Origin of the sequence: Aureimonas sp. Leaf427 (assembly GCF_001425485.1) — a bacterium.
Classification (GTDB): Bacteria; Pseudomonadota; Alphaproteobacteria; order Rhizobiales; family Rhizobiaceae; genus Plantimonas.
Genome location: NZ_LMQW01000003.1, coordinates 64,570 through 77,951 on the forward strand (window position 1 = coordinate 64,570; position 13,382 = coordinate 77,951).

The following is a 13,382-nucleotide window of genomic DNA, read 5'->3' on the forward strand; positions in this document are numbered from 1 at the left end:
GTCGTCTATCGCTCCGGCATTCGCCCCGGAGCCTTCGATGACGCCCTTCCGCACCTTGATCCTGCTCGCGCTGATACCCTCGGCCCTGTCCGCGCCGGTCCTCGCACGCGATCTCGAGCCGGGGCTGCGGCTCGTCCACACCGCCGCGCCGCGCGAGATCGCGCTGACCTTCGACGCCTGCTCGGGCGCGGTCGATCACCGTATCCTCGATCTCCTCGTGGCCGAACGCATTCCCGCGACCTTCTTCGTGACCGCGCGATGGCTGAAGCGCAATGCCGAGGCGCTCGCGGTCATCCGGGCCCATGGGAATCTCTTCGAAATCGAGAACCACGGCGCGCGCCACATTCCTGCGGTAACGGACGAGGCGAAGGTCTTTGGCCTCGTGACGGCGGGAACGCTGGAGGCGGTCAGGGCCGAGGTCGAGGGCGGCAGCGAGGCGATCCGGCTTTCCACGGGCGCCACCCCGCATTGGTTCCGCGGCGCGACGGCGCGCTACAGCGCGGACGCGGTGGAGGCCATCGAGGCCAAGGGCCTGAAGATCGCCGGCTACTCGCTCAACGCGGATGTCGGCGCCTCGCTCTCGGCGGCCGCGACCGAGAAGCGCCTGCGGGCCGCCAAGAACGGCGACGTCGTGATCGCCCATATCAACCAGCCCACCCATGCCGCAGGCGCCGGCATCGCGGCCGGCCTTCTCGCGCTGAAGCAGGCCGGCGCGAGTTTCGTGCGGCTGGACGATGCCGAGAGCGAGGCGAGCGGGCTGGGCCATGCCACGTTGCCGGGAAAGACGCCGGCGTTCTGAGGCCGGAGCGGTCTCCCGGAGCGAAGCAGAGAGTTCGGGGATGCCCGGACTCAGCCCTTTCCCGACGATCGGCGCTCGAACGCCCCGCGCACGACGTCCGACCGCCTGTCGCTGGGCGACGATGTCTCGATCACGACCGTCTCGGCCCGGTCTGTCGCGCCGAGCATGGCGAACAGCGCGCCTGCGACCTCATCGACGGGCCAGCCGTTTTCGAGGGCGAGCTCGGCGAGACGCAAAGGCGATACGGGAGGCTTCGAAATTGTCATGTGCAGACAAGTCACCCGTTCGATCGCGGTTCCTGATGGGGACCCTCGTTCTCGATATGCCGTAGCGGCAGGTTTGCGAGCCGCAACAGTTGCACCAATTCCACCGCTTGCGGAAGCCCCTGCCGGGAATGAAATGCTGCAGCGCACCGGGAGCGCCTCGATCGAGCTGCCGGAAGTGATCGACGACAGGGGCGCGAGCGCGCGTCCGTCCCTGTCCTTTCATGGGCTTGAGGCGGGGCTACGGAGCAGAAGAGACCACCGTCGATCCGCGGCATGGATCGAACCGTAGTTGACGAAAGGTTGTGGAAATCCGTCTGAAGCTTCCGCAGCTCCGTGACACGCGCCATACGCGCGGAACGCGTGCTCATGGTGGACAAAGCTCGATCCCCGCGTGCGATCGCTGGCTCCTCGTCCTATGCTGACGCATGCGGCTGATTCAGATTCTGCGAACGTTCACCGGTCTTCTCGTCCTCCTCGCCTCGCCCGCTGCGGGCGGCGAGCCGGGCGCGCCCGCGGACCGGATCGCCGTCGATATCGGCAAGGCGCCGTGGTCGGCGGTGGGGCGGATCAACAACAGCGCCTATGGCCGGTGCTCGGCGGTCCTCGTTCGGCGCGACATCGCGGTGACGGCGGCGCACTGCCTCTACAACCCGGCCAGCCGGCGCTTCCTCCAGCCGGCCTCGATCCACATCCTCTTCGGTTTCTCGAAAGGGCGGTACGGCTTTCACACGACCGCGTCGGAGATCACGATCGCCAAGGGCTACGAGCCCGGCGGCAAGGCCGCCTCCGCTTCGCAGGATTGGGCGATCCTTCGCCTCGCGGAGGCGGCGCCCGCCGCCTTCCCGCCGATGGCCATGCCCCATGCGGGCGAGCCGCCGGCATCGAGCGTCCGGGCGGCGGGCTTTGCCCAGGAGCGGAGCGAGGTCCTGACGGCGACCGAGCCCTGCAAGGTCTTCGGCGGCGTCGAGGACGCGCTTCTCGTCACGAACTGCCCTCTGTCGCACGGGTTTTCCGGCGGCCCGATGATCGACGGCGCGACAGGCGAGCTTGCCGGAATCAGCGTCGCCATCAGCCAGATCGGAGCGCGCAGCTTCGGCATCGCCGTTCCCGCCTCCAGCATCGCCAAGGCCCTGCCCCCGGCGCCCTGACGGCCCACAGGAATGGGTTCCGCACCCGACCGGCGCGGAACCCTCCTCGAAGCCGAGATCAGCCGTAGCTCGAGACCGGCGTGCCCGCGAGCGCGGCGATGTTGAGGAGACCTCGAACCGTGACGCCGGCGGTCACGATATGGGCACGGTTGCCCATGCCCATCAGGATCGGGCCGACCTCGAGCCCTTCCGCGACCGAGCGCAGGATGTTGCGCGCCGCGCCCGCCGCATCGGCATTAACGTAGACGAGGACGTTCGCCGCGCCGGTCAGCCGCCCGTCGGGGAAGAGCCGGGCGCGAAGCTCGGGATCGAGCGCCGCGTCCGTGTGCATCTCGCCCTCGTATTCGAAGTCGGTCTGGCGCGCGTCCAGCACGGCCAGCGCCTCGCGGGCGAGACGGCCCGGCGCGGAATCGAAATTGCCGAACTGCGAGGACGAGCACAGCGCCACCTTCGGCTCCAGCCCGAACCGGCGGACGTGCCGCGCGGCCGCGACCATGGTCTCGGCGATCTGCTCGGGCGACGGCTCGACATGGACATGCGTGTCGCCGACGAAGAGCGGCCCCTTGTCGAGAAGGATCAGCGAAAGCGCGCCGACCGGATGCAGCGTCGGCGAGGACAGGATCTGCCTGATGTCGCTGAGATGGCGGAAATACTCGCCGATCGTGCCGCAGATCATCGAATCCGCTTCGCCGCGATGGACCATGACGGCGGCGATGGCCGTCGTGTTCGTGCGCAGGATCGTCTTGGCGAGATCGGGCGTCACGCCGTTGCGGCGCATCAGCTGGTGATAGCTCGTCCAGTAATCGCGGAAGCGGCTGTCGTTTTCCGGGTTCACCAGTTCGACGTTGACGCCGGGGCGCAGCGTCAGGCCGTCGCGCTCGATGCGCGATTCGACGACCTCGGGGCGGCCGATGAGGATCGGCATGGCCATCCCCTCCTCCACCATCGCCTGGGCGGCACCGAGCACGCGCGGCTCCTCGCCCTCCGCGAAGACGACGCGGCGCTGGCCGAGACGGGCAGCCTCGAAGGCCGGGCGCATGATGAGCGCGGACTTGTAGACCTGCCCCTGCAGCTTCTCCTTATAGGCGACGAGATCGAGCTGGCGCGTCGCGACCCCGCTTTCCATCGCGGCCTTGGCGACGGCCGGCGCGATCGTGGAAAGAAGCCGCGGATCGAAGGGCTTGGGGATCAGATAGTCCGGCCCGAAGGTCAGCCGCTCGCCCTGATAGGCAAGGCCCACCTCCGCCGAAGTCGTGGCGCGCGCGAGTTCGGCGATGGCCTCGACGCAGGCGACCTTCATCTCGTCGTTGATCTGCTTCGCCCCGACATCGAGCGCGCCGCGGAAGATGAAGGGGAAGCAGAGGACGTTGTTGACCTGGTTCGGATAGTCCGAGCGGCCCGTCGCGATCAGCGCGTTCGGGCTGACCTCGCGGGCCAGCTCCGGCATGATTTCCGGCGTCGGATTGGCCAGCGCGAAGATGATCGGCGAGGGCGCCATCCGCGCCACCATCTCCTGCGTCAGAAGGCCGGGGCCGGAGACGCCGAGGAAGAGGTCCGCGCCCTCCATGGCCTCCAGCGTCGTGCGCTTCTCGGTCTGCCGCGCGAACTCGCGCTTCTCGGCCGTCAGGTCGTTGCGCCGGTCGTGCACCACGCCCTTGGAGTCCAGCATCGTGATGTTCTCGAGCTTGGCGCCCATCACGAGAAACATCTTGAGGCAGGCGATGCCGGCCGCGCCCGCGCCGAGCGCGACGATGCGGATATCGGCAAAGCTCTTGCCCGCGACCTTCAGCGCGTTGGTCGCGGCGGCGGCGGCGACGATGGCCGTGCCGTGCTGGTCGTCGTGGAAGACCGGGATCGACATGCGCTCGCGGCAGATCTTCTCGACGAGGAAGCAGTCGGGCGCCTTGATGTCCTCGAGGTTGATCGCGCCGAAGGTCGGCTCCAGCCGGCAGACGAGATCGGCGAGCTTCTCGGGATCGGGCTCGTTCACCTCGATGTCGAAACAGTCAATGCCGGCGAACTTCTTGAAGAGGACCGCCTTGCCCTCCATCACGGGCTTGGAGGCTTCGGCGCCGATATTGCCGAGGCCGAGAACGGCCGTGCCGTTGGAGATGACGGCGACGAGATTGCCGCGCGCCGTGTAGCGATACGAATCGGACGGGGTCTTCTCGATTTCCAGACAGGCGTCGGCGACACCGGGCGAATAGGCGCGCGACAGATCGCGACCCGTGGCCATCGGCTTGGTCGCGCGGATCTCGAGCTTACCGGGCTTTGGAAACTCGTGGTAGTCGAGCGCCGCCTGCCGATCCGCCGCCTTCTTCGTCTCGTCCGCCGCCTTTTTCGTATCGTCCAATGCCATTCGGGTGCCCTCGATCAAACCATGCGTATCGTCGTCCGGCCGCAGCCATTCCCGGTTCGTCCGACGATGACAAGGCACTTCGGCACCAAACGCGCCGCAAGGTCCACAACGATCGATTGTGCAGTGCGAAGCGCCGACCGGGGGTCGGGCATGGCGTAGCCGGCGCTTCGAGGCATTAGTACCGCCGGCCGGTGTTGCGCCCGACGAGAGCGCCGGCCGTGCCGCCCGCAAGGCCGCCGACCACGGCCCCGCCCGATCCGCCGACCGCATTGCCAAGAACCGCGCCGCCCGTGCCGCCGATCAGCGCGCCGCCGACCGTGCGCTCGCCGGTCGTGCAGCCCGACGAGACCGCGACGATGGCCCCGAGGGCGAGGGCCGGTTTCCAAAGGATGCGCATATCCGATCTCCAGAGTTTCGATTGTCCCTTGGGCCAACCTGAGACCATGAGGTTTCGTTCCCGGCGGGCCGCACCGAAACGAACCGCACACGGCTCAATAGAGACGAGACATGCCATACCGCACTGCAGCAACTTTTCAGCAGAAGACGAGCGGTCCGGGAGCCGTTTCGACTTCGACTGTTGCGACGATAGACGCGGCGGGACATCATCTGGCGCCTCATCCTGACGCCGCCGGGCGAATGCGGGGATGGCTTCGGACGGCCACGCCTTCGCCGAAATGATGACATGATTGATCTTGACGCCGCTCGGAACCCTCGTCACTCTACCGGTCAAATGGTCTGACCAATCTGAAGATGGGCGGATCGGGGGGAGACGAGGGAACGATGCCGATCACGGCGATCCAACCCAGGCGCCTGTATCAGCAGGTCGCCGAACAGCTGCGCGCGCTGATCGAAGGCGGCGAGTTCGCCATCGGCGACCGGCTGCCGTCAGAGCGCGATCTCGCCGAGCAGCTCGGCATCTCCCGCCCGACCGTGCGAGAGGCGCTGATCGCGCTCGAGGTCGAGGGCCGCATCCGCATCCGCGTGGGTTCGGGCATCTTCGTCGCCGCGCCGAAAGCCGGCCCTGCGCTGACGCCGGGTTCGATCGAGGGGCCGTTCGAGCTTCTGCGCGCCCGGGCGCTGATCGAAGGTGCGCTCGTTCAGGAGGCCGCCACGCTGGCAAGTTCCGCCGACATCGCGCTGCTCGATGCGCTGCTCGCGCAGATGGAGGGCGGCGCCCACGCCTCGCAGGCCACGATCGATCTCGACCGGGAGTTCCACTGCGCCATCGCCGGCATCCTCGGCAACGCGGTGCTCGTGCGCTTCATCGGGGAGCTGTTCGACCAGCGCATCAATCCCTTCTTCGAGCGGCTTTCGACCTATTTCGAGAACGACCACACCTGGAGCGAGGCGCTGATCGAGCACCGCGCCGTTCGCGACGCCATCGCGGCCGGCGACGGCGAGGCGGCCAAGGCGGCCATGCGCCGCCACCTGCAGGAGTCGCAGAAGCGCTTCTCGCGCAATTTCGGCGAGGGAGCCGGCGCAGAGGAGCGCGCCGCCTTCGCCTGACCCTTCGATCGCGGGCGCTGGGAGGCGGCCGTTCCTTGCCAAGAACCCAACCGGGAGGACCAACCATCATGAAGACCAGCCTCATCGCCGCCCTTGGCCTCGCCGCGAGCTTCGCGTTCGGCGCCCTGCCCGCCAGCGCGCAGACCACGCTGAAATGGGCCCATGTCTACGAGACGTCCGAGCCCTTCCACACCGAGAGCGTCTGGGCCGCCGGCGAAATCGCCAAGCGCACGGAAGGCCGCTACAAGATCGACGTCTATCCGGCCTCCCAGCTCGGCAAGGAAGCCGATCTCAACCAGGGCCTGACGCTCGGCACGGTCGACATGATCATCTCCGGCTCGAGCTTCGCCGCGCGCGAATACGCGCCGATCGGCGTGACCTACTATCCCTACATCTTCCGCAACGCCGATCATCTGATCGCCTACACCAAGTCCCCCGTCTTCCAGCGTCTGGCCGCCGGCTACGAGGAGGCCTCCGGCCATCACATCACGGCCGTCAGCTACTACGGCGCGCGCCACACGACCTCCAACAAGCCGATCAACACCTGCGCCGACATGGCGGGCCTGAAGATCCGCGTGCCGGACGTGCCGGCCTATCTCGCCATGCCGCGCGCCTGCGGCGCCAACACCGCGCCGATCGCCTTCGCCGAGGTCTATCTCGCCCTGCAGAACGGCACGGTCGAGGCCCAGGAAAACCCGCTGACGACGATCGAGGCGAAGAAGTTCTACGAGGTTCAGAAGAACATCGCGCTGACCGGCCACATCGTCGACCATCTCAACACGGTCGTCTCGGGCACGCTCTGGGGCCAGCTCTCGGATGCCGACAAGGCCATCTTCACCGAGGTCACGCAGGAAGCGGCCGCGCGCACCGCCAAGATCATCGTCGAGCGCGAGACCGCCCTCGTCCAGACCTTCAAGGATCGCGGCGTCTCGGTGAACGAGGTCGACAAGGCCGACTTCGAGAAGACCGTCGTCGAGAAGGTCCCGCTGGAGGACTTCGGCTACGTCAAGGCCGACTACGACGAGATCCGCGCCGTCAAGTAACGCGCGCCCGGCGAAAGCCGCGCGAGACGAGCCGGACGGCGCCCGCAGGGGCCCCGCCCGGTCCTTGACGAGACCCGGCCGGCCGAGCGGTGCCCGCCGGGTCTCCAGACGCGCCGCAGAGCCAGACGCGCCACCGAGCCAGACGCGCCACCGAGAAAGGAACGAGATGTCGCAGACGCCCCATGCGCCGGTGAGCGCCGAAGAACTCGCCCACGCCTTCGAGGACGCCAATCCCGAGGTCGACCTGAAACCCTATGCCGTCGAGGACTGGATCACCCAGGCCGTCTTCTGGGGCATGGCGGTCTGCGTCTTCCTGCAGTTCTTCACCCGCTACATCATGAACAACAGCCTCGCCTGGACCGAGGAGATCGCGATCAACGGTCTCGTCGTCGTGGTCTTTCTCGGCTCCGTCATGTGCGTGCGCCAGTCGCGGCACATCCATGTCGACATCATCTACCACTACATTCCGCCGAAGGTCGGACGCGGGCTCGCGCTCTTCGTCGACCTCGTGCGCATCGGCTTCTTCTTTTACGCGGCCTATCTCTTCTGGCGCTATGCCGGGATCGTGCGGCGCGAACGGATGGTGACGGTCGATCTGCCGCGCAACATCGTCTTCTACACGATCTTCGCCGCCTTCGCCCTCATGGCCCTGCGCTCGGTGCAGGTCTTCATCCAGAATCTGCGACGCGGCTACTCGGTGCTGGAGCGACCGGGCGCCTTCGACGGCATCGGAGAATAAGTCATGGCCCTTCTCATCGGCTCCTTCCTCGTCCTCATGCTGGTCGGCATTCCGGTCGCCGTCTCCATGGCGGTCGCCTCGCTCCTCTACATCGCGGCCTACAACGTCGCGCCGGAGATCATCCTCGCCCAGCGCATGATCGCGGGCGTCGAGAGCTTCCCGCTCCTGGCGGTTCCCTTCTTCATCCTCGCCGGCAATCTCATGAACATCGCCGGCGTCACGGGCCGCATCTACACCTTCGCCATCGCCCTGGTCGGCTGGATGAAGGGCGGTCTCGCCCAGGTGAACATCATCGGCTCCGTGATCTTCTCCGGCATGTCCGGCACCGCGCTCGCCGACGCCGCTGGCATCGGCACGATCGAGATCAAGGCGATGAAGGACCACGGCTATCCCGTGGAGGCCGCCGTCGGCGTGACCGCCGCCTCCGCGACGCTCGGGCCGATCTTCCCGCCGTCCCTGCCCTTCGTCATCTACGGCATGATGGCCAACGTCTCGATCGGCGCGCTCTTCATGGCGGGCATCCTGCCCGGCATCGTGATGACGCTCCTGATGATGGGAACGGTCGCCTATTTCGCCCGCAAATACGGCTGGGGCTCCGACGCGCCCTTCGAGATCCGCAAGCTGATGGCGGCCTCGGTCGAGGTCCTCGTCGTCATCGCCTTCCCGCTCTCGGTCTACATCCTGGTCGAGCTCGGCCTGTCGCTGAACATCTCGATCTCCATCGCCCTCGTCGCGCTGATCGCGCTCGACTGGTATTTCGACTTCTCCGCCGTCATGGCGCTGATGACGCCCGTCATCCTCATCGGCGGCATGACGCTCGGCTGGTTCACGCCGACGGAAGCGGCCATGGCCGCCGTCATCTGGTCGCTCTTCCTCGGCCTCGTGCGCTACCGCTCCATGAGCTTCAAGTCGCTCGCCAAAGCCGGCTTCGACACGATCGAGACCACGGCCTCCGTGCTCTTCATCGTCACGGCCGCCTCGATCTTCGCCTGGCTCCTCACCGTCAGTCAGGCCGCGCAGGCGCTGTCGGACTTCATCCTGTCGATCACGGACAACAAGTGGGTCTTCCTGATCCTCGTGAACATCCTCGTGCTCATCGTCGGATGCTTCCTCGACACGATCGCGGCCATCTCGATCCTCGTGCCGATCCTTCTGCCGATCGTCCTGAAGTTCGGCATCGATCCCGTGCAGTTCGGCCTCGTCATCACGCTGAACCTGATGATCGGCCTCCTCCATCCCCCGCTCGGCATGGTGCTCTTCGTGCTCTCGCGCGTCGCCAAGCTCTCGGTGGAGCGCACGACCATGGCCATCATCCCCTGGCTGGTGCCGCTCTTCATCGCGCTCCTGATCATCACCTTCGTCCCGGCCGTCAGCCTCTGGCTGCCGACGCAGATGGGGCTGATCCGGCCGCCGGTCTGACCGAACTCCGGCGCCTCGTCAGGACGCGCCGGCGAACCAGCCCTTCACCCGGTCGGGCCAGTCGAGGCCCGACCACCAGCCGGACGCGGCCGGCGCGGCCGAGCTTGTGTCGACATGGGCGAGGACCGACATTCCCGGCCTCAAGCGATCGATCCCCGGCTGGCCGGGATCGATCGCGATGCGCACGGGAAGGCGCTGCACCACCTTGGTGAAGTTGCCGCTGGCATTGTCGGCCCGCAGAACCGCGAATTCCGACCCCGTCGCCGGCGAGACCTCCACGACCTTGCCGGTAAAGCGAGCCCCGCCCAGCGCGTCCACCTCGAAGGCGGCGGGCTGGCCGGTGAAGAGATAGTGGGTCTGCGTCTCCTTGAAGTTCGCCGTCACCCAGAGAGTGCGGGGCACGAGAAAGAGGAGCTGCGAGCCGGCTGAGACATACTGGCCGGGCCTGACCGAGGCCTCGCTCACCTGCCCGTCCCGGGGCGCGCGCACGATCGTGTTGTCGAGATTGATCTGGGCGAGATCCACCTGCGCCTCCGCCGACCGGATGGCGGCCTCCAAGACGCGCTTGGACACTTCCGTCGAGCGACGCGTCTGCTGGGCGATGTTGATCGCGGCATTCGCCCGCGCGATCCCGGCCTCGGCCGTGCGCAGCGTCGAGCGCGTCTGGTCCGTCTCCGATCTCGGGGCAAGGCCCTGCCGTCCCAGCTCGATCGAGCGATCGGACGACGCCTGCGCCACCTGCAGCACGGCCTCGGCCTGGAAGAGATCGGCCTGCCGTGCCCCGATCTCCGCCTCGTTCTGCGCGATCGTCTGGTCGGCGTTGGAAAGGTTCGCCCTCGCCTGATCGAGCGAGGCCTCCGCCTGGTCGAGCTGCTGGCGATAGATCCGGTCGTCGATCTTCACCAAGGGATCACCGGCCTTCACCTCCTGGAAGTCCGTGACGAGGACATCGGTCACGTAGCCGTTGACCTGCGGCGCGAGCACCGTGATCTGCCCGCGCACATAGCTGTTCTCGGTCGTGACGATCGGGCTCGCGAAGGGCCCGAGACGCCACGCGTAGAGGATGATGCCGGCGCCGACGAGGGCGACGAGGATCATCCAAAGCACGGTGGAGGGCTTGGCCTTCAGCTTCTTCGGCGGCCCTGGATCGACCGGCACCGCTGACGCCGGCTGGGTGGCCGGCGGGGCGCTCGAAGGCGAGGAGTCCGGCAGGGGCGCCGGGGCCCTCGCGCCGGGCGGCTGGGCGTCGGTCGCGAGCGGCATCGTGGCGCTGGCGATCCGGTCCGTCGCGGCATCGGCGGGCGAAGCGGCTGCGTTCGGTTCGATGTCCGGGCGTTGATTGTCGTCCATGAAGCTCAGACCGCTCCCTTTGCGGCGCGTTGCGCCGCCCTGGCGGCGCGCGTTCGAATGACGGCCCGCAGGAGGGACCATGTGAGAAGGACGACCGCCATGATCGTGTTCAGGACGACGACGTCGTTGAAGGCGCGCACGTTCGCCTCGCGCGTTGCGGTCTGCGACAGGAGCTGGAGCCCCGCCGCGTTCCGGCGGACGGGGTCGGTGATGTAGCGGGCATAGATCTGGTTCTGCGCCTGGAGGCGCTGGGCGACGACGGGATCGGTCGGATCGATCGCCTCCACGATCTGCGCGGAATATTCCTGCTCGCGATATTGCTGGAACGTGCCGAAGAGCGCGGGACCGGCAAGGCCGCCGACGCTCTGCGTGATCGAGAAGAGCACGAAGAGCGTGATGACGTGGTCGGTGCCTTTGCTCAGCGCGACGCCGATGCCGAGAAAGACCAGCGGCCCGATGAAGAGCCCGCTCGCCACCGACATGATGAATTGGCTGAGGAAGAGATCGCTCGGCCGCGTCAGGCTGGAGGCGTGCTGGTCGAGGAAGCTCGCGACGACGATCAGCGCCGTGGAGGCGACGAGAAGCCAGATGAAGCGGTCGGCGCGAAACAGGAGCGCAGCGAGCCCCGCCCCCGCCACGGTGCCGAGCAGCACGACGGCATAGAAGGACTGGAGCTGGTCCGGCCCCATGCCGAGCGTGCGCAGGAGGCCCGCCGCCGCATAGGTCTGCTCGGACAGAAGCAGGCGCAGGCCGAGCGCGCCGAAGAGGAAGCGGGCGATCTCCGCGCTCGCGAGCCAGCGCGTCTGGATCAGCGGCCGCGCGCGATGGTGCTCGACGAAGAAGGCCGCGAGAAACAGGACGAGCGCCGTGATCAGCGCCCAGGCCATCCACGGCTGATCCGGCCACCACTCCGTGCGCCCCTCCGCCAGAACCGCGGCGACGAGCGCGATGGCCGGCGCGAAGAGGAGAAAGGTCACGGCGTCCAGCGGCTCGAAGACGCGGATGCGCACGCCCGGCGGCAGTTTCAGGATGACGATCGCCGCCATGCAGCAGAGCGCCATGCCGAGCTCGAAGAGATAGAGCCCGCGCCAGTCGCCGATATCGAGCAGCGGCGGCGAGATGATCCAGGCGATCGGCACGGCGAATTGCGAGAAGGCGAAGCCGATGCAGATGCCCGCCCCCATATGCCGCTTCGGCACGGCCTGCAGCATGTAGTAGAGCGCCAGCGATGTCAGCGGCGCCGCCGCGAAGCCGGAGACGGCGCGCGCCAGGAGCGCGGTCGAATAATCGTTCGCCATGACGTGCAGCAGCGTGACGAGGACGAAGGCCCCGATCCCGATCTCGGCGAAGCGCCGCACGCCGAACTGCTGGCGGAACTTCACGAGGATGAGGTTGGAGGAGACGTTGACCATCACATAGGCCGCCTGAAGCCAGGCGCCTTCCACCGGCGTCAGCCCGAGCTGCCCCTGGATCTGCGGCAGGTTCGCCGCAATCAGCGCGCTGCCGAGGCCGCCCGTGAGGCCGACCAGCACCGAGACGAGACCATAGGCGACGCGGACGGGCGGCCGGTGATAGGGCGTCGAGGGCGATCCGGGCAGCGTCGGCCGTTCGTCCGCCGTCCAGTTCGGTGGCGGCTCCAGATAGTGGACCTGGCTCATGGCAAACCTCGCCCCCGCGACGCGGAAGACCCTTCCGGCCCCATCCGCCGATCGGCGCGCCCAAGAGGACGGCGGCGTAACGGACCGATTTTCGCTAGGTGGGATGGAGCGTGTTCAAGTCAACCCGTCAGGGCGGCGAACGAAGGCCTGCCGGGGCGCCGAAGACGAAAGCCCGCCGCCGCCCTGCAGCCTTCCGCCCATGGCTTTCGAAGACCGACGTCGGCCCTGATCGGCTCGCCTGTCTGTCGACCGCAGGAAGGATGCCACCCGTCAGGCGAACCGATCGAGGAAGTTGCGGATTTCCGTCATGCGCCGTTCGGGCAGGAGCACTTCGTCGTCGAGGCCGAGCTGCCAGGCGAGATCGCGCCGGCCGGAATCGCGGTCGAGCGCGTCGATGAAGCCGGCATAGGTCTCGACGGCCGCCTTGTTCGTCGCCAGTCGCTCCTCGACGAGATCCTCCGCCTGCCGCCGCAGGGAGGCGGCGATCTCGGCTAGGGTCAGTTCCGGGTGGTACTGGACGCCCCAGAAGACGCCGTTGCCGCGCCGGATCTCGATCGCCTGGACCGGCGTCGTGCGCGTGCTCGCGAGCACCGTCGCGCCGGGCGGCAGGTCCACGATCTCCGACGAGTGCATCGCCGGCGCATCCCAGGCCGCCGGACGGCCGGCGAGGAGCGGATGGGCCCGGCCCGCCTCGGTGGCGGTGATGCGCCGGGCAAAGGCGGCCTCCATGCGCGGCTGCCGCGGACGGCAGGTGCCGCCCGCCGCGACGGCCGCGATCTGCAGCCCCGCGCAGGAGCCGAAGGCCGGAACGCCCGCCTCGAACACGCCCTCCATGAAACGCGCCGCCCGCCGCGCCTCCGTCGTCTCGTCCTGCATCTGCAGGGGCGAGCCGGCGAAGAAAACCGCATCGTAGCGTGCGAGGTCCCAGACGTTCGGCTCGGCATCGTCGTCCACGCAGGAGACGATGTCGATCGAGGCGCCCGGGCGCAGATCGCGCAGCGTTTCGGCGTAGGTCTCCGCCGAAGAGGCACCGGCGCCTTCGCGCCGAGCCTCCCGCTCGTCCGGCGTCTCGCTTCCCGCGACGAGGAGCCTCAT

The 13,382-nt window shown here is 67.9% G+C and carries 12 protein-coding genes; 6 read left to right on the plus strand and 6 right to left on the minus strand.

Annotation, left to right across the window (positions count from 1 at the left end):
• The first annotated feature begins 37 nt into the window (after positions 1–37).
• Positions 38–799, plus strand: coding sequence for a polysaccharide deacetylase family protein (locus tag ASG62_RS04195; RefSeq protein WP_056700189.1), 762 nt, complete (start codon positions 38–40; stop codon positions 797–799).
• 50 nt (positions 800–849) lie between these two features.
• Here the strand turns inward: ASG62_RS04195 and ASG62_RS04200 are convergent, their stop codons facing one another.
• A complete protein-coding gene (locus ASG62_RS04200; RefSeq protein WP_210168391.1) occupies positions 850–1,065 on the minus strand; it encodes a hypothetical protein in 216 nt (71 codons plus the stop codon).
• Positions 1,066–1,490: 425 nt separating this feature from the next.
• Here ASG62_RS04200 and ASG62_RS04205 point away from each other — a divergent pair, with 425 nt between their 5' ends.
• Positions 1,491–2,213, plus strand: a complete 723-nt coding sequence (locus tag ASG62_RS04205) for a trypsin-like serine peptidase (RefSeq protein ID WP_056699974.1) — start codon at positions 1,491–1,493, stop codon at positions 2,211–2,213.
• 58 nt (positions 2,214–2,271) lie between these two features.
• Here ASG62_RS04205 and ASG62_RS04210 read toward each other — a convergent pair whose 3' ends face one another.
• On the minus strand, positions 2,272–4,572 hold the full coding sequence (locus ASG62_RS04210; RefSeq protein ID WP_056699979.1) for an NADP-dependent malic enzyme: 2,301 nt from the start codon (positions 4,570–4,572) through the stop codon (positions 2,272–2,274).
• A 175-nt stretch (positions 4,573–4,747) separates the two neighbouring features.
• Positions 4,748–4,969 (minus strand): YMGG-like glycine zipper-containing protein, encoded by a 222-nt coding sequence (locus ASG62_RS04215; RefSeq protein WP_056699982.1) that lies wholly within the window; start codon positions 4,967–4,969, stop codon positions 4,748–4,750.
• 383 nt (positions 4,970–5,352) lie between these two features.
• On the opposite strand from ASG62_RS04215, the gene ASG62_RS04220 reads away from it, so the two are divergent.
• From ASG62_RS04220 to ASG62_RS04235, 4 genes are all read left to right on the plus strand, one after another.
• Entirely contained in the window at positions 5,353–6,078 is a 726-nt protein-coding gene (locus ASG62_RS04220) for a FadR/GntR family transcriptional regulator (RefSeq protein ID WP_056699985.1), read from the plus strand.
• A gap of 68 nt (positions 6,079–6,146) precedes the next feature.
• Entirely contained in the window at positions 6,147–7,121 is a 975-nt protein-coding gene (locus ASG62_RS04225) for a sialic acid TRAP transporter substrate-binding protein SiaP (protein ID WP_056699988.1), read from the plus strand.
• Between the two features lie 166 nt (positions 7,122–7,287).
• Entirely contained in the window at positions 7,288–7,860 is a 573-nt protein-coding gene (locus tag ASG62_RS04230) for a TRAP transporter small permease (protein WP_056699992.1), read from the plus strand.
• 3 nt (positions 7,861–7,863) lie between these two features.
• Entirely contained in the window at positions 7,864–9,279 is a 1,416-nt protein-coding gene (locus ASG62_RS04235) for a TRAP transporter large permease (RefSeq protein ID WP_056699995.1), read from the plus strand.
• Between the two features lie 18 nt (positions 9,280–9,297).
• Here ASG62_RS04235 and ASG62_RS04240 read toward each other — a convergent pair whose 3' ends face one another.
• The 3 genes from ASG62_RS04240 to ASG62_RS04250 form a co-directional block, all read right to left on the minus strand.
• Positions 9,298–10,629, minus strand: a complete 1,332-nt coding sequence (locus tag ASG62_RS04240; RefSeq protein WP_244487695.1) for an HlyD family secretion protein — start codon at positions 10,627–10,629, stop codon at positions 9,298–9,300.
• 5 nt (positions 10,630–10,634) lie between these two features.
• Complete coding sequence (locus ASG62_RS04245) at positions 10,635–12,287, minus strand: MFS transporter (RefSeq protein ID WP_056699998.1); 1,653 nt, start codon at positions 12,285–12,287, stop codon at positions 10,635–10,637.
• Positions 12,288–12,557: 270 nt separating this feature from the next.
• Positions 12,558–13,382 (minus strand): type 1 glutamine amidotransferase, encoded by an 825-nt coding sequence (locus tag ASG62_RS04250; protein ID WP_056700002.1) that lies wholly within the window; start codon positions 13,380–13,382, stop codon positions 12,558–12,560.